General features: G+C 71.2%; 24 protein-coding genes. 1 reads left to right on the forward strand and 23 read right to left on the reverse strand.

The genetic code is table 11. From position 1 onward, the window contains the following. Window position 1: 1 nt before the first annotated feature. From LO762_RS16420 to LO762_RS16505, 18 genes are all read right to left on the reverse strand, one after another. Window positions 2-229 carry a DUF4035 domain-containing protein gene (locus LO762_RS16420; RefSeq protein ID WP_230616080.1) on the reverse strand — a complete coding sequence of 76 codons (228 nt, stop codon included), beginning with the start codon at window positions 227-229 and terminating at the stop codon, window positions 2-4. A 68-nt stretch (window positions 230-297) separates the two neighbouring features. Further along, on the reverse strand, window positions 298-705 hold the full coding sequence (locus LO762_RS16425; protein ID WP_230616082.1) for a phage tail assembly chaperone: 408 nt from the start codon (window positions 703-705) through the stop codon (window positions 298-300). Window position 706: 1 nt separating this feature from the next. Beyond that, complete coding sequence (locus LO762_RS16430) at window positions 707-1,132, reverse strand: phage tail tube protein (protein ID WP_230616084.1); 426 nt, start codon at window positions 1,130-1,132, stop codon at window positions 707-709. A 5-nt stretch (window positions 1,133-1,137) separates the two neighbouring features. Beyond that, a complete protein-coding gene (locus LO762_RS16435; protein WP_230616086.1) occupies window positions 1,138-1,332 on the reverse strand; it encodes a hypothetical protein in 195 nt (64 codons plus the stop codon). Then, window positions 1,333-1,743, reverse strand: a complete 411-nt coding sequence (locus tag LO762_RS16440) for a DUF3168 domain-containing protein (protein WP_230616088.1) — start codon at window positions 1,741-1,743, stop codon at window positions 1,333-1,335. Beyond that, entirely contained in the window at window positions 1,740-2,090 is a 351-nt protein-coding gene (locus LO762_RS16445) for an HK97 gp10 family phage protein (RefSeq protein ID WP_230616090.1), read from the reverse strand. The genes LO762_RS16440 and LO762_RS16445 overlap by 4 nt, the downstream gene beginning before the upstream one ends. 10 nt (window positions 2,091-2,100) lie before the next feature. Beyond that, window positions 2,101-3,075 (reverse strand): hypothetical protein, encoded by a 975-nt coding sequence (locus tag LO762_RS16450; protein ID WP_230616092.1) that lies wholly within the window; start codon window positions 3,073-3,075, stop codon window positions 2,101-2,103. Then, on the reverse strand, window positions 3,072-3,695 hold the full coding sequence (locus LO762_RS16455; RefSeq protein ID WP_230616094.1) for a class I SAM-dependent methyltransferase: 624 nt from the start codon (window positions 3,693-3,695) through the stop codon (window positions 3,072-3,074). Before LO762_RS16455 ends, LO762_RS16450 begins: the two co-directional genes overlap by 4 nt. Next, complete coding sequence (locus LO762_RS16460) at window positions 3,692-4,075, reverse strand: head-tail adaptor protein (RefSeq protein WP_230616096.1); 384 nt, start codon at window positions 4,073-4,075, stop codon at window positions 3,692-3,694. Before LO762_RS16460 ends, LO762_RS16455 begins: the two co-directional genes overlap by 4 nt. Further along, on the reverse strand, window positions 4,068-4,487 hold the full coding sequence (locus LO762_RS16465; protein ID WP_230616098.1) for a hypothetical protein: 420 nt from the start codon (window positions 4,485-4,487) through the stop codon (window positions 4,068-4,070). The genes LO762_RS16460 and LO762_RS16465 overlap by 8 nt, the downstream gene beginning before the upstream one ends. Before the next feature lie 3 nt (window positions 4,488-4,490). Further along, entirely contained in the window at window positions 4,491-5,366 is an 876-nt protein-coding gene (locus tag LO762_RS16470) for a hypothetical protein (RefSeq protein WP_230616100.1), read from the reverse strand. A 39-nt stretch (window positions 5,367-5,405) separates the two neighbouring features. Beyond that, window positions 5,406-5,972, reverse strand: a complete 567-nt coding sequence (locus LO762_RS16475; RefSeq protein WP_230616104.1) for a DUF4355 domain-containing protein — start codon at window positions 5,970-5,972, stop codon at window positions 5,406-5,408. Between the two features lie 58 nt (window positions 5,973-6,030). Continuing rightward, window positions 6,031-6,768, reverse strand: a complete 738-nt coding sequence (locus LO762_RS16480; RefSeq protein ID WP_230616106.1) for a hypothetical protein — start codon at window positions 6,766-6,768, stop codon at window positions 6,031-6,033. Beyond that, window positions 6,752-8,068 (reverse strand): phage portal protein, encoded by a 1,317-nt coding sequence (locus LO762_RS16485; RefSeq protein WP_230616108.1) that lies wholly within the window; start codon window positions 8,066-8,068, stop codon window positions 6,752-6,754. The genes LO762_RS16480 and LO762_RS16485 overlap by 17 nt, the downstream gene beginning before the upstream one ends. Further along, a complete protein-coding gene (locus tag LO762_RS16490) occupies window positions 8,055-8,252 on the reverse strand; it encodes a hypothetical protein (RefSeq protein ID WP_230616110.1) in 198 nt (65 codons plus the stop codon). The genes LO762_RS16485 and LO762_RS16490 overlap by 14 nt, the downstream gene beginning before the upstream one ends. Before the next feature lie 10 nt (window positions 8,253-8,262). Beyond that, the gene (locus tag LO762_RS16495; RefSeq protein WP_230616112.1) at window positions 8,263-9,930 is read right to left on the reverse strand and encodes a hypothetical protein; all 1,668 of its coding nucleotides are present in this window, start codon (window positions 9,928-9,930) and stop codon (window positions 8,263-8,265) included. Then, window positions 9,920-10,354, reverse strand: a complete 435-nt coding sequence (locus LO762_RS16500; protein ID WP_230616114.1) for a hypothetical protein — start codon at window positions 10,352-10,354, stop codon at window positions 9,920-9,922. The genes LO762_RS16495 and LO762_RS16500 overlap by 11 nt, the downstream gene beginning before the upstream one ends. Window positions 10,355-10,495: 141 nt before the next feature. After that, window positions 10,496-10,780, reverse strand: a complete 285-nt coding sequence (locus tag LO762_RS16505) for an HNH endonuclease (RefSeq protein WP_230616116.1) — start codon at window positions 10,778-10,780, stop codon at window positions 10,496-10,498. Window positions 10,781-11,205: 425 nt separating this feature from the next. Between LO762_RS16505 and LO762_RS16510 the strand changes: the two genes are divergently transcribed. Beyond that, complete coding sequence (locus LO762_RS16510; protein ID WP_230616118.1) at window positions 11,206-11,442, forward strand: hypothetical protein; 237 nt, start codon at window positions 11,206-11,208, stop codon at window positions 11,440-11,442. Here the strand turns inward: LO762_RS16510 and LO762_RS16515 are convergent. Genes LO762_RS16515 through LO762_RS16535 form a run of 5 tightly spaced genes read right to left on the reverse strand, consistent with a single transcriptional unit; the run spans window position 11,415 to window position 13,993 of the window. After that, window positions 11,415-11,798, reverse strand: coding sequence for a DUF6221 family protein (locus LO762_RS16515; RefSeq protein ID WP_230616120.1), 384 nt, complete (start codon window positions 11,796-11,798; stop codon window positions 11,415-11,417). The two genes, LO762_RS16510 and LO762_RS16515, sit on opposite strands and share 28 nt — an antisense overlap. Beyond that, window positions 11,795-12,496, reverse strand: coding sequence for a hypothetical protein (locus LO762_RS16520; RefSeq protein WP_230616122.1), 702 nt, complete (start codon window positions 12,494-12,496; stop codon window positions 11,795-11,797). The genes LO762_RS16515 and LO762_RS16520 overlap by 4 nt, the downstream gene beginning before the upstream one ends. Beyond that, the gene (locus tag LO762_RS16525; RefSeq protein ID WP_230616124.1) at window positions 12,493-12,708 is read right to left on the reverse strand and encodes a hypothetical protein; all 216 of its coding nucleotides are present in this window, start codon (window positions 12,706-12,708) and stop codon (window positions 12,493-12,495) included. The genes LO762_RS16520 and LO762_RS16525 overlap by 4 nt, the downstream gene beginning before the upstream one ends. Next, the gene (locus LO762_RS16530; protein WP_230616127.1) at window positions 12,705-13,058 is read right to left on the reverse strand and encodes a hypothetical protein; all 354 of its coding nucleotides are present in this window, start codon (window positions 13,056-13,058) and stop codon (window positions 12,705-12,707) included. Before LO762_RS16530 ends, LO762_RS16525 begins: the two co-directional genes overlap by 4 nt. A gap of 59 nt (window positions 13,059-13,117) precedes the next feature. Next, window positions 13,118-13,993 carry a hypothetical protein gene (locus LO762_RS16535; RefSeq protein WP_230616128.1) on the reverse strand — a complete coding sequence of 292 codons (876 nt, stop codon included), beginning with the start codon at window positions 13,991-13,993 and terminating at the stop codon, window positions 13,118-13,120. Window position 13,994 lies beyond the last annotated feature (1 nt).

Consider the following 13,994-nt stretch of genomic DNA (forward strand, 5'->3'; position numbering starts at 1 on the left):
GTCACCCCCTTGCGTTGGTGGTGCCGCCCAAGCGGCGGTGGTGGGCCTTGATAGCCGCGATCTGCTCGTGCAGGGATTGGGGTTGCCGGTCCCAGGCCGGCATGAAGTCGGCCGGGGTGAAGCGGCGGCCCTTTCCCCGGTTGGCGTTGGCGATGACGGACGCGACGAGCGCGGCCTGGGCGTCGGCGCGTGCCGGGCCGAGCGGCCCGGCGATCTGCTCATACGCCATCCACTGGGTCAGCTCGGCTGAGGAGGTGCGGGCGAGCAGCTCGGCGACCGTGCAGCCTAGCGAGAGCGCTAGCCGGTGGTAGAACCGTCGCTCGGGTCGGGCTCGGAGTCGTCTTTTCCCTCGGCTTCCGCGTCGTCGTCCATCCCGGACAGCTCGCGGGCGATGTCGAAGAGCCGGTCCACGACGGCGGCGGACTTCTGACCCAGCTCCGTCGCGTCGGCGTTGGTGAACAGCCGGTTCCCCTGGTCGTCGACGAGGCACTTCACCAGCAGCTTCGCGCGGAAGTTGTGGAGGCGGACGGACGCGGACGGGCCGCCCTTGCCTCCCTTTGCGTCCACGAACGCCGCCTCGAACGCGTCGCGGTCGGTGCCCGACAGGGCCATCACGCGGACCGTGCCGCCCCACTCCGGGACGTCTACGTCGCGGTGGGCGCGGTCGGAGGCTGCGAGGATCGCGTCTTTGGTCAGGAACGCCATGTCAGGACTCCTCGGACAGGTCCGGCGCTCCGGACACCTTGAACGTGACGGACGCGGACAGCTTGTCGTCGTGCGGCGCTTCCGGCTCGAAGCCGGTCATGATCGCCGCGAACGTCCAGGTGGTCAGCGCCGGGTCGGGAAACTGGATCTGGTAGTTGCGCGGGTCCACGTCGTCGAAGTCCGCGACGAGCACGTCGTGCAGCGCCGGGTCGTAGTTGATCTCGATGGAGACCTCGCCCGCGTCCACCAGGCCGCCGATGAACTCCCGTCGCCTGTTGGGGCTGTCGTGCGAGGTGACGTCGTAGGTGTCCCGGCTCATGCCGGGCGGGGTCACGTTCGTGACCTCGGCGATCGCGACGAACGCCTCGGTGGGGGTCGCTCCGTTCCCGCGCAGGAACTTCGTTCCGAAGCCGTCGATGCCTGCCATGGGCTTTACTCCTGTTCTGTGTCGTCTTCGAGGACGTCGGCCAGTGCGCGCAGCGCCTCGGCCAGTGCGCGCCGGGCTTGGGCGTCCCGTATGGTGACGGCCGCGCCGTCCACGCGCGCGGGGATGTCCACGGTGGCGACCTCGATCGGGTCGCTGTCGCCGATGGCCAGCCAGATCGGAAGGCCGATGAGCGCGCCCATTCACGGCTCCTGTTCGGTGAAGATCCGGTACCGCTGTATGCCGTGCCGGAGCTTGGGGTTGGGGTCGCGCAACACCTGCGCGAACTCGTAGCGGGTGGCCACGTGATGGAGGCCGGAGATGATGAGCGGCTGGTGGTCGAGCAGGGCGACGAGCCGGGACATGATCGCCTTGCCCTGAGCCATGCCGAGCCGGTCCCACCACACGTGCAGGGTCTCCACCGTCTGGCGGCCGAACCCGCCGTGCCGGTTGTCGGGTTGCTCCATCGACTCGCCCAGCACCACGTAGGGGAACGACGTGCCCTCGGGGACCTCGTCGTAGACGCCGGTGACGAGGTGCCCCAGCATGGTGTCGGCGGTGAGCCGGTTGTAGACGGCCTGCTGGACTGCGCCCATCGGGCTCGTCGCGTTCACCGGCCGATCTCCCGCTCGATCTCAGCAGCCAGGCGGCGGGGGAAGCGGGGCCGCTCAGACTCGGCGGCGCTGGTGAGCGCCGGGTTGGCGGGGATCGAGCTGGTGCCGTGCTCCTGGAAGGCCGCGTAGTAGAGCTTCGGGTCGAACCAGCCGACTTCGGCGAGCAGGCGCGCCCGGTCCACCCGGACGGTCAAGCCGCGCTGGAGACGGCCGGTGTCCACCCGGACCGCGCCGCGCGCGTCCGTACGGACGGCTTGCGCGGACTCCTCTACGGCCTTGAGAACCCCGGCCTCGATCCGCGCCCCGAGCCGGTCGAGCTCCCGCATCAGCTCGGGCAGCCCGGACACACCCACGCCCCTAGCCACGGCCGCGCCACTTCGCCGCGTCCAGCCCGGCCAGGAACTCGGCGTGCAGCTCGCCGCCACGCCCGCGCACCTCGGGCGGCAGGACTCCGGCGACGAACTGCACGGCGCGCTCGCCCTGGCCCTCCTCGGCCGCCTGGGCGACGAGGTCGGCGAGGTGCTGCGGGCTGTCGGCGTGATAGCCGATCCGCTCCCGGTAGATGCGGGCTTCCAGCGTCGCGCCGCCCGCGCGTTCCAGGTTCCGGTCACGGGTGACCCACGACGGGAAGACGACGGGCAGGCCGAGCGCCCACGCCTCGTAAATCGTGGACCCGCCGTCCGCGATGACCACGTCGGCGCTGGCGTACTCGGCGAGGGTGGCGCGCTTGTCGGGACGGTGGCGGGGGTGCGGGGCCTCCGTCAGCTCGAACAGGTCGGGGTCGAGCGCCGACAGCACTTCTTCGCGGGCCCACCAGGAGGTAGCGCCCGCGCCGGGCGCGGCCCGGTTACCGTCCTGCCATGCCTCCGAGCCGCCGCCGTGGGTGGGCGCCCACAGCACCCGAATCCGCCCGCCTGCGGGGCGGGGGACGCGCGGGACATCGCCGTTGAACAGCGGATCGAGCTTCGGGTAGCCGACCTGCACCACCTTGCGGCGGGGGACGCCGCCCGACACCACCCGGTCGGCCACCGTGGGGCCGGGCACTGTGACGTAGTGGAACGTGGACATCTTCAGGCCGCGCCGATAGTCCTTGTCGGCGATGCCGTGGTCGATCATCACGCCGACCTTGCCGATCTCCCGGCGCACCCGGTACCGTCCGCGCATCGACAGGTAGGCGTTCACCGCGCCGGGCCGCGGCTGCCGCTCCACCCGGTAGGCGGACGGGTCCAGGTGGGCGAGGATCGGGGAGATGTAGGCGTCCACCATCCCGCCGGGGATGAGCGCCTGGGCCTGCTCGTCCCAGCCGGTCGCGTTGCTCGCGAAGACGATCACGCGGACCGCCTCACGATCAGCGCGCCGCGCCGGTTCGGGCGGCGGTCCCACGCCATGACCTCGCGGCCGTCCCAGTCCCACCCGTCGGCGGTCAGGACGCGCGCCGCGCCCTCGATCACGCCCCACTCGGGGCGGCCCGCATCGTGCAGGACCACCACGGCGTCATCGGACAGGTGCGGCTCCCACGCGCGCAGGTCCGCCGTGACCGCGTCAGCGGTGTGCTCGGCGTCGTGGAACAGCAGCCCGACCGGCCTGCCGTCCCACTTCGCCGCGACGGTCGCGCCGAGCGCCCGGCGGACGGTGTGCGCGCCGGGCGGGACGCCGATCCGGTCCATGTGCTCGCAGAACGCGGCGTAGGTGTCCGGCGCGTTGTACTTCGGGCTGCCCGACTCATACGCCTTGCGGCGCAGGTTCCACGGGTCCACGGTCGTCACGTGCGCGCCGTTCCCCTCGCCCGCGCCCAGCAGCAGCCAGCCGGTGGAGCGGCCCCGATACGCGCCGAGTTCCACGATGGCCTGGTCGGCCGGGACCTCGGCGGCCAGCGCGCGGAGCCGCTCGCACACCGCCCGCTCGACCTGGCCGACCGCGATCTTGCGGTTGGTGATGGCCTCTACGTTCATGACTCCTCCGGGGGCGGCTCGTGCTCGGTGCGCTCGGCCGGGGCCTTGGTGTAGGTGTTGCGGCTCGGCGAGATGGTGGCCAGGACCCGGTACGTCTCGCCGTCGCCGCGCAGCTCGTCGCCGCGCGCCACGTCCGCGCTGGGGCTGAAGTAGACGGTGTTGGTGTGCTCCGCGCCCCACTGGTCGGCCGTCGCCTTCTCCGTCGCGGACGGCTGGTCGACCTTCGCGGCGATGTCGCCGATGTAGGCGAACAGCATGGTCTGCCCGCCGGAGCCGTCCGGAGCGTGCTCCGGCCTCCACACCTCCAGGACCCGGTTCAGCAGGTGGGTGATCACGGGGGCCTCCTGAGGGGTGTCCAGGGGCGGCAGGACGTCAGCCATCCATCGCCTCCAGTAGTCCGTCCTCGAACGCCGTCCCGGCGTACGGCGGAAGGGGAAGGTCGGAGTCCAGACCGGCGTTGCCCGCGCCCAGCCGCCCGGCCGCGCGCCGGACGATGCGTTCCTCGTGCCGGGTCAGGAACAGGCCGGTGCTGGCCTGCCCCCCGGCCTGCCACCCGTAGTCGCCGAGCTGCTCGCCCGACAGGCCGCGCGGGTTGTGCAGGCCGCGCCGGGCGGCGGCGACGATGACGGGCACGATCGCGGGCGGCAGCGTCCCCGCCGTCAGCACGACGGGGGACGCCACCAGTGCCACGAGCGCCGACACGTCCTCAAGGACGGCCTCGGCCTGGGCCTCGCTCACCCCGTCGAAGCCTGGCCGGGCGAGTAGCTGCTCAACGGTGATGAGCGCGGCCACGGCTCAGGACTCGCCGTCGACGGCCAGCTTGAAGACCCTGGGACGCTGCACGACGTTCGCGCCCGCGAAGGTGCTCAGCACGGACTGGTCGCGCAGGTTCTTGGTCTCATACTGGAAGATCTGCCGCATGCTGATCCCGCCGGATGTAGCGGTGCCGACCTGGTTGGACGGCAGGCCGCGCGGCGCGACGGGAACCCGGTTGGCGAAGGCGAAACCCGACCGGTGGTAGGCCAGCGCGGTCCCGGCGTCCAGGCCGTTGGACTCCACCACGGTGAACCCGTAGATACGGCCCATGATCGCCTCGCGGATCGCGGTCCCGTCGCCGACCGCGTCCGCGCGCACGAACTTCTCCACCTTCAGCAGGCGGGTGGTGATGTCCGGCGCGACCGCCAGGAACCGGTCACCAGCCGGGACGTCGGCCGAGCTGAGTGCCTCGCGGGCGGCCAGGATCGCGTCGTCGGTGTCGGACGGCGTGGCCGTCTCGGCGAACGCCGCGTCCGGGGTGAGCACGTTCATCGCCGCCGCCAGCTCGTCCTCGGCACCGATGCCGACTGCGGCGACCTGCGGCTGCGTGACCTGGACGCCGAAGTCGACGATGTCCAGCGACATCTCCTCGTCGGTGAGGCGGGCCGCGTCGTACAGGTGGGTCAGGGTGACCTCGACAGGCACCTCGTTGATCGCGTCGAACACGATGTCGGTGCCGGGGGTGACCTGCTTGCGGGCCGCGCGGGGCTGACGCACCCGGACGGTGATCTTGTCGCCGTTGTCGCCGGAGAACTCGGCACCCGGGATACGGGAGACGGTCATCGGCAGGACCAGGGAGCGGGTCAGCAGGGCCACGGCCAGGCTGGAAATCCGCTGAGCGGTCAGTACCGCCATGATTCCTCCGTTCTCGCCACGGCGCGCGGCCGTGGGTTGCTACAGGCCGCGGGTCCTCTTGAGGACCGCGTCGGCCAGGTCGTCGTTTGGTTCCTCCGGCTTGGCCTCGGGCGCGGCGCCCGGCACCAGCCGTTCCTTCGGCCTCCCGAACGGCGACGCCTCGGTGCGCTCGTCCGGCTCGTCCTTCTTGCCGTCACCCTCGGTCTCCTTGTCGGTGTCCTTGGGCTCGTCCTTCTTGCTGCCGCCGAACGCCTCCAAGAGGTCGTCGGCGTCGGCCTCCAGCTCCTCGCGGGTGCTGCCCTGGAGACGCCGGGCCTGGGAGGGCGTGAGCCCCTTGGCCTGGGCGATCTCGGACTTCAGCGCCTTCAGCTCCGAGGCGGCGGCCTTCTTCTCGGCGGCCTCGACCCGGGCGGTGAGCTTCTGGAGTTCGGTCTTGCTCGAATCCGCCGCCTGATCGGCTGCCTGGGCGCGCTGCTTCAGCTCGTCGTAGTCGGCGTACTTCTCCCGCTCACGCTTCAGCCGCTCGGCAATGAGCCTGTCGAGGTCGGCCTGGGTGAACGTCTTGTCTCCCCCGGCGGGCGGGGTGGGCTTGTCGTCGTCGGACATGGTGGAACTCCTCGAATGAGTGGCGTCCGGCCGTACGAAGCGCGGCCGTGGCGCTGGTTCAGCCCTCGATCAGTCGCCGGAAGGCGGTGAGGGCCGGGTGCTTGGTGTCGGTGTCGGACACGTCCACGTCGCGGGACTGCTCCCACAGCCGCGCGTACCGCTCGCTCGTGGCGGGCAGGCGGGACCCGGCGTAGAACGGCTCGGGCGAGCAGCCGCATCCGTCGTGCGCCTGGAAGGCCGCGCCGCGCTCGCGGGTGTAGGCGTTGCCTCGGCTGGCGAGCATCGCGCAGAACGCGCACGCGTTCCCTGACGCGACCCGTATCCAGCCCTGGGCGCGGCCGTCGCGCTGTGACGAGGCGGTGACGGTGTCGCGTCCGCCGGACAAGGCCAGGCGCGTCGCGCTGGCCTGGGCGAGCACGAACCCGGCGCGGCTGGCGGCCTGTGGCGAGTGTCCAGCGCGTAGCGCCCGCATCGTTCCGGCCAGGCCCGTTGCGCGCAGGCTCGCGGCGATGTCGGCCGGGTTCAGCCGGGGCGCGAGGCGCGGTTCGGCCGTCCCTGCGACGTCCTCGGCGGCGCGGAACTGGCGGAAGTACCGGGCAGCGATGGCGGCGCTGTCGGTGTGCCCGGCTTGGATCAGGGAGACGGCGACGTCGAGGAACGCGCTGAACTCGGCGACCTCGCCGACCGCCCACAGCGGCCACACCGCTTGCAGGTCCCGGATCAGCCCGGCGCGCAGCGCGAGCTGCTGGCGGGTGTGCTGGGCGGTGAGGGCCGCGCCCTCAGCCGTCCGTGCCACCGGGCACCGGGTTCATCTGCCGCTCGATCGTGGCCTGTAGCCGGGCGAACGCGTCGCCCTCAGCCGCCAGGGTCCGCCACCGCTCCAGATCGTCGTCGCTGACGCCGGGGACCCGCTCCCACAGGGCTTGCGGAGGGATGCCGAGCATCTGCGCCATCTTCCCGAGCGCGTCCACCACCAGCCCCAAGCTCCGGGCCTCGGTGTCGCGCCACCTGACGGCAGCGCTGGGGTCAGGTGCGAGCCCCTGATACGCCCCCGCCAGAGCGAGGGCCTGCTCGTGGGCTTCGCCGATCACCGTCTGGTTCTCGGCGACGGCCCGGCGCTGCCCGGCCTCAGCGGCGGCGAGCGCCTCGGCGGACAGGTTCACGAGCTGACCCAGCAGCTCGTGCGCCGGAGTCTGGGAGACGGTCGCCAGATGGCGTAGCGACGCCTCCCGAGACTCGATGTAACCGCCCAGGTCCGTCTGGCCGAACTCTCCGACCTTGACGTCGGGGTCATCAAACGTCCACAGCTTGCTCGCGCTGGCCTTCAGGCGCTGCTCCTCCGACTCGCCCAGCCAGCCCAGAATGTAACGCTGGCGGTGCGCGCCGTAGTGCTGGGCGACGTGCAGCCCGAACGAGGTGATGTTGATCTGGTCCTGAAGGTCCATGTGCGGCTCGGCCAGCCCCACGACGGGGTCGTCCAGGTCGTCGGTCTCCCGGTAGCGGACCACCGGGCACACAGGGACGCCGTGCAGGGTCGCGCCGTGCAGCTCGACGCCGACCGTCCGGAACGTGTCGCCTTCGCGGAGGAGGGTGCAGACGGCCTCGGCATCGATCAGCCGCCACGAGCTGCGCCGCTTCTGCAACGCCAGCTCCGGCCAATCGTCATCATCGCCGTACATGGCGGTCATGTCCCGCGGGCTGACTCCGCGCATCACCGGTACCGGGTCGCCCGGCAGCACGGTCACGTACGACGCGCCGTAGGTCATCGCCGCGCGGTGGACGCCGATCTGGCGGGCGTCGAAGGCGTTGGCCTGCCACGTCGCCCACACCGGGGCGTCGTCCGCGCTGCGGGGGGTGCGGTAGCCGTCCACGTAGAGGTTCTGCACGCGGGCCGACACGACGAACGCGAGCATGTTCACGCGGGACACCTCGGCCAGGCGCCGGACCTCGTGCGGGGCACTGGCCGACAGCCACGGGGGACGCCAGTTCGGGTCGGTCCTCACATACTCGTGGATGCGGTCCAGCCGCCTCGCCTCGGCGCGGCGGAACTCCAGCAGTTCCCGCGCCCGCGCGGCGGCCTCGTCACTGGACAACACTGGGCAGCACCTCTACGGCCTCCCCGGAGACGAGGAAACCCCGCGCTCCAATCCGGTCGGCCGCGCGGCTCAGCACCTCGGGGTCGGGCGCAGGTTCGTCAACCTCCGACAGGACGACCATGAACGGAGTCTCGACGTTCTCGCCGACGACCACGGACGGAAGTTCGACGACCTGAAGCTTCATCACATCCTCCTCAGACGAACGCGGCGCGCCCGCGCTTGCGGGAGCGTTTGGCCCATTTCGGATGGGCCAGGACCTGCCGCCGGACCATCCGCGCGCCGATCGCGCAGACGGCCAGGTCGATCTTCCTCGGGGACTCGCGCCCCTCCTTGGTGATGCTCACGCCGTACCGGTTCGGGCGGCGGCGCGCGTTCAGCACGTGCCGGGTCAGACGCGGGTCACCGGGGTGGGTGACGTCCTGCTCCCGGATGTCGGTGGCCATCCGCTCGCACGCCTCGGTGAACTCGCGCTCGCGACCGCGCATGTCCCACGCGACCGCGTGACGGGACCGGCCCGGCGTCGCATCCAGCAGCAGGCCGGACCCGAACTCGTTGCCCCACAAGTCGATGTAGGACTCGAAGCCGTACACATCGGCGAAGAACGCCACCACGTCGTACCGGCCGAAGACGGCCCGGACCACCCGGTCAACGTCCTGCTTGTCCACGCGCCAGCCGTCACCCTCGGCCCCCGCCTCACGCTCCCAGCAGCCGAGCACGAACACGTGCCCGGTCTCCATGTGACAGCCCACCAGGGCGGTCGCGTCGTCGGCGAGCGAGCCGTCGAAGAACATGACGATCGCCGACCCGTCCGGAACGGCCAGGTCCGGGGCCGCGCACGCCTGCCACGCCGGATGCGCCACCCACGCGTCGCGGGCAGCGGTCGGCTGGTTGAAGAAGTACCGGCAGGACTCCTCGGGGTCCTTCTCCGTGTTCCAGAACTCGTTCTCGATGATCCCGTTGAGGTCCAGCACGTCAGCGAACGGTCCATAGACCTCTCGCAGGGCGGCGGTGAGCTGCGCCCGATCTGTCAGATCGACGTCGGCGGGGGCCTCGCGGTGATCGAACAGCAGCCGGGTCGCACGGGTCTTGCCCTCGGCGATCAGCCGCGCCCGCTCGTGCGTCTTCTCGGCCACCGAACCGTCGCCCGGCTGGTACATCGTCGTGGTCTGGAGCCCCCACGGCTCGGCAGACCGCCGCTTGCGCAGGTTCCGGTCCACCGTCTTGTACATGCGGTGCAGCTCGGGCTGCGTGTACAGGTGCGTCTCGTCAAAAACGACGTGCGACTCCTTGCCGCCGTCCTTCGCTGCCGACGACGCGGTGGACGGGACGATCTCGCCGCCGCCCGGCAGGAACACGCGGGTCAGCCCGGCCGCGCCGGAGGGGAGCCCCTCCGACAAGGCCCCCTCGGTCAGGTTGAAGTGGATGTTGTCGTAGGTGTTCCCGGCCTGCCCCTCCTCGGTGGCCAGGCAGCGGATGAACGGGTACGTCACCAGGCGCCCCATCGGCTCGCCGGGCTCGTAGGCGTAGACGAAATCGCGCCAGACGTAGGTCTCGCCGCCCTCGGCGAACCCGGCGAACCGGCACGGGCCGAACGCCTCGAACAGGGCAATGAACGCGGCCAGCTCGGACTTCGCCCGGCCCTTGCCCCGGCTAATGACGGCCGAGTCGTAGAGCCTCCGACCCTCAGGACGCAGCGCGTAGGCGTCGACGATGAACCCGCCGAACTCCCCGTCCAGCTCGACCGGATCGCCCTGGACGTCACCGGGCCCGTGAACGGCGAAGTGCTCAATCCACGCCCACGCGAGGTTGCCTAGGGAGCGGTCCCGGTCGTGACCGGGCGCGCGCAGCAGCTCACGAGGCATCCGTCATGCGCTTCCGGCGCGCCTGCCTCAGGTCCGCCACCCCGGCGGGCGCGGCCTCCGGCGCAGGCTCCGGCCGCTCGATCGTGATCCGGGCCCGGAGACGGTCCAGATGCGTCGCGCCCAGCGACGCTTCCGACAGCCGGATCTCGGCCATCAGCTTCGTGGATGGTTTCGACCAGTACTGGTCGACCAGCGGGGCGAGCATGACGAGCCGCTGCCAGTCTGTCGCGGTGAACAGCGCCGCCTGAGGCGCAGCGCACCACGTGTTCCACCACGCCAACGTGGGAGTGGAGTACCCCTCCCAGCCCGGCAGCTCATCCGGAGGCGGACACGGCCCGGCCTGAACCGCCACCGCGCCCTCAGCGAAGGCGTCCTTGTTGCGACGGCGCTTGTTCACTGCGGGCGGGGGCCCCATACCGGCCATCAGGCACCCCCTCACGGACAGCACGCGCGGTGATCGCCGAAACTACCCAGAGTCGTACACGGAGCGAGCAGCTAACCCCTGCCGTTCGGGGACCCCCTGACCGGGGGCCCTCCCCCACCCCGTCACTGACGGAGCGTGAGGTCACAGCAGTCCGGGGTGTCCCTGTTCACGCGGCCTGGCCCGGCTCGGGCGCGGGCCGCGCGCTTTGGCTGCGTCCTTCCCGGTCTTGCTGGCGTGGCACGTCCTGCACACGGCGCGCAGGTTCTCGGCCCGGTGGTCGTCGGCGCGACCGATGTGGTCTACCTCGGTCGCGCCGGTCGTGCAGCGCGGGCCCTGAATCTGGCACGTGTGCGCGTCACGGGTCAGCACCATCTTGCGGACGCTCGGCCAGTTCTTCGGCAGCGGGGACGTACGCCATGCGGTCACGCGCGCCTCCTCGGGGAGTGTGGGGGCGGGCTTGCCGTGGGGTGGGGTGCGTCGCCAGGGCGGGGTGGGTTCCGCATGCCCCCGGAAACGCGGATGCCCGGCGCTATGGCCGGGCATACCTCTCCTGTCGCTGCTGATCATACCCTGTGGATAACCCGCATCAACCCACGATCACAAGATGCGATGACCCCTGGTCAGCAGCTCTACCTAATGCCCGCTTCGCATTTGTCTCACGCTCGCGTCCGGGCGGTCCCATAGCATCGAACTAAGCCCACGTGAAAGGAGATCTGATGGACCTTGAGGCAGTGGCCCGCCAGATCCAGGACGCCGCATTCCAGTCCGGCTATATAGCCGGACTGGACGGGCCGGGCCGTGTCCGGGTATCGGGCTGGACAGGCGCCCCGGATGCGGTAACCCGGACAGCAGTGACCATCGTCCCATCGGAGCTCGGCGCGTCGGAGTGGCAGTACCACTACGAGCGTGAAGACGGTTCCAAGCAGCTCCCGTTCCGCGCGGGCACCGGGATCGTCGCGGAGGCCGTCGGAGGGCTGCTCCCGATGATGCGACGACTGCCCTACAACCACGCGGAGCACATGGTCGCAGTGGCCCAGATGATCCACTCCCAGGGCTGGGGTCAGGCAGGCCGCCATTCCTCCCGGTAGTCGGAGTGGTTGGCGTAGGCGATGGCGAGCGCCTTGAGCGCCCACCAGTGGGCGGCGTCGTACGTCTCGCCGCCCCTGGACGTCGTCTCGCAGGCGCCCTTGCACCACTTCTCGTGCGCGCGGACGATCATGCGCTTGGCCTCCACCTCGCACAGCACGCGCGCCGGGTCGTGGCGGGCGATGTGCTCGGCATTGTGCGGGCCACAGTACGCCTCGCCATCGCCGACCACGGTGTGCCGCATGTCGTCGAGGCACCACGTCCCAGTCTCGGCCCAGACGGCGGAGAACTCGCTCGCCTTCGTGGCCGCGACTTCATCCTCGTCGAGTCGCGCCTTGAGGAAGTCCACCAGGGTCATGCGGTCATCCTCTCGCGTCCGTCTGCCCGGTACAGCTCGCGGGCGAGCCACCGCCATTGCTCGAATGGCCATGCGGGTCGGCCTCCCCACCACGTGCCGACCTTGCGGGCCGGGGGTTCGCACGGGATGTCGGACTCGCAGACGATGGCGGCGAGGTGCCCAGGCAGCAGTCGCACGCGCAGGCTGAACGCTCCCGTGAGCCCGCCCCGGCACCACGGGCAGACCACCCTGAGGGTCTGGCCGGACGGGTCGAGGAACAGCGCTCTGGTGACCTCGGAGGCCATCCGGTCGGCCGCACCCGCGACGTGCCGGAGGGCGGCGTGATCGAGCTGGTGGAGGTGCCGGGCGGCGAAGTCGAGCTGCGGGGCCGGGTCGGCGAACGCCGTCGTGGGCGGCGCGGGCGGCATGATGCCGAGCGCGGCGGCGATCTCATCGCACATCTCGTCGGCTCCCGCGACGAGCTGCGCCATCAGGTCGAGCACTTCGGCGCGCGCGGCGTCCCGGTGCGCGCCGGGCGCGTCGGCGTTGCGGTCGGCGCGTTCCTGCCGCGCCCGGTAGTCGAGTTCGGCGCGCTGCCTCAGGTCGATGACGCTGGAGGGGCGCGGGGCGTGGACGGCGGGGTCGCGCAGCTCGGCGATGGCGGGCCAGTAGTCGCTGACGAGCCGGAGGTTCGCGGCGGTGCGGTCGAGCAGGGTCACGCGGCGTCCTTCCACAGGGTGGTGCAGTGTGTCAGGTGGGAGATGTAGGTCTCGCGGGCGATTTCGAGGGTTCGGCGGGCTGCGGCGGCGTCGTTTCGCGCGGCGGTCACCAGCTCGTCGGTGGTGGGGCGCTGGCGGCGGCCGAGCGTGAGTCCGGCCGCGAACGCCAGCATGGCCAGTGATGCGGCGACGGGGGCGAGGATGGCCGTCACGGGGATTCTCCGTTCCGGCCGAACGCGCCCCAGCCGTCCAGCTCGATAAGGGCTTGGCGGACGGGTTCGGGACCGTACACACCGCCTGAGGCTTCCAGGCTGGCTCGTACGCGACTCAGGGCGGTTTCGGCGGCGTCGGCGCGGCGTTGGGCTTCGGCGAGCGCGGTGTCGGTATCCGTCCGGGTGCGAAGGGCGTCCAGCCGTCCGACGAGCTGCGCGGCGAACTGGTCGAGGTGTTCGGCGAGGTCGCAGGCCGCGCAGGTGGGACAGTCGATCACGTCGGCCGGGTGCTTGGCGCGGTGCCGGGCGACGACATCATCCGTGGGGTGCCAGGGGCGGGGTTCGGTCACGGGTTCCTCCGATCTGGTGGGGCCGCCACGGCGTGCGCACGCCGTGGCGGCCGGGCGGGCTAGTCCTGGTCGTCGGGCAAGCCGGGGCCGCGGATCGCGCGGCGGGCGGCCTCTTCCTCGGTGAGCCCCTCGGTGTCGCCCAGGAAGTCAGCGGCGGACTTGCCGGGGATGGCGTTTCCATCGCTGTCGAACACGGGGGACTCGGCGAGCTTGTCGCCGAAGGCGTGACGGAAGGCGTGGCCCCACAGGGCGCTGGAGTTGTCGAGGAACTCGCGGTTCCACGGGCTGATGGTCATGAACGACAGGAGGCGGTCGGCTTCGATCAGGGCGTCGCTGGCGTGGGACCGGCGGCGACCGTCGCGGTCGGGCTTGGCCTCCGGGTCGTCAACGATCATGTCGAGACCGAGGTCGATGACGTCGAGGACGTAGTCCCATCCGAGGGTTCCGGCCTCCTCGTCATGCTCCCGCTGGGCGCGTAGGGCCTGTTCCTGCTCCATGTGCAGCCACTTGTCCGCGTGGGCGGGGTGGACGGCGAGCGCTTCGGCCAGCTCGGACATGAGGACGTAGCGGTGGGTGGCCTTGTCGTCGGGTCCGAAGGTCACGAAGTGGACCTGGACCCCGCCGAAGCCCCACAGGTTGATCATGACCGTGGGGTCCAGGACGGGGAAGAGCTTGCGGTGGGCGTAGACCCGGTTCAGGTTCTCCAGGCCGCGCTTGGCCTGCTCGGCGGGACCCTCGTTCATCAGGGTGTAGGTCTGGCCGGCCTCGTGCCGCGAGGCGAGGCCGAGTGCGAATGTCTCCAGGGAGGTGCGGGCGAGCTGGTCCCACATGTCGCCGGTGCCCATGGCCTCGATCTCGGCGAGCGGCTTGCCGGTGAGTTCGGCGATCTGCCGATGGAGGGAGGCGAGGCGGTCGGCGTCGTGCTGTTCGGTCATG

It is taken from the genome of Actinocorallia sp. API 0066, from assembly GCF_020991275.1.
Taxonomy (GTDB): Bacteria; Actinomycetota; Actinomycetes; order Streptosporangiales; family Streptosporangiaceae; genus Actinocorallia.

What these genes read in the sequence shown, in the direction of transcription:
- LO762_RS16425 (WP_230616082.1), bottom strand. Translation starts at nt 705, where the DNA reads ATGGCGTTCCTGACCAAAGACGCGATCCTCGCAGCCTCCGACCGCGCC.
- LO762_RS16495 (WP_230616112.1), bottom strand. Translation starts at nt 9,930, where the DNA reads ATGCCTCGTGAGCTGCTGCGCGCGCCCGGTCACGACCGGGACCGCTCC.
- LO762_RS16515 (WP_230616120.1), bottom strand. Translation starts at nt 11,798, where the DNA reads ATGACCCTGGTGGACTTCCTCAAGGCGCGACTCGACGAGGATGAAGTC.
- LO762_RS16490 (WP_230616110.1), bottom strand. Translation starts at nt 8,252, where the DNA reads ATGAAGCTTCAGGTCGTCGAACTTCCGTCCGTGGTCGTCGGCGAGAAC.
- LO762_RS16535 (WP_230616128.1), bottom strand. Translation starts at nt 13,993, where the DNA reads ATGACCGAACAGCACGACGCCGACCGCCTCGCCTCCCTCCATCGGCAG.
- LO762_RS16475 (WP_230616104.1), bottom strand. Translation starts at nt 5,972, where the DNA reads ATGTCCGACGACGACAAGCCCACCCCGCCCGCCGGGGGAGACAAGACG.
- LO762_RS16455 (WP_230616094.1), bottom strand. Translation starts at nt 3,695, where the DNA reads ATGAACGTAGAGGCCATCACCAACCGCAAGATCGCGGTCGGCCAGGTC.
- LO762_RS16435 (WP_230616086.1), bottom strand. Translation starts at nt 1,332, where the DNA reads ATGGGCGCGCTCATCGGCCTTCCGATCTGGCTGGCCATCGGCGACAGC.
- LO762_RS16430 (WP_230616084.1), bottom strand. Translation starts at nt 1,132, where the DNA reads ATGGCAGGCATCGACGGCTTCGGAACGAAGTTCCTGCGCGGGAACGGA.
- LO762_RS16500 (WP_230616114.1), bottom strand. Translation starts at nt 10,354, where the DNA reads ATGGCCGGTATGGGGCCCCCGCCCGCAGTGAACAAGCGCCGTCGCAAC.
- LO762_RS16460 (WP_230616096.1), bottom strand. Translation starts at nt 4,075, where the DNA reads ATGGCTGACGTCCTGCCGCCCCTGGACACCCCTCAGGAGGCCCCCGTG.
- LO762_RS16420 (WP_230616080.1), bottom strand. Translation starts at nt 229, where the DNA reads ATGGCGTATGAGCAGATCGCCGGGCCGCTCGGCCCGGCACGCGCCGAC.
- LO762_RS16470 (WP_230616100.1), bottom strand. Translation starts at nt 5,366, where the DNA reads ATGGCGGTACTGACCGCTCAGCGGATTTCCAGCCTGGCCGTGGCCCTG.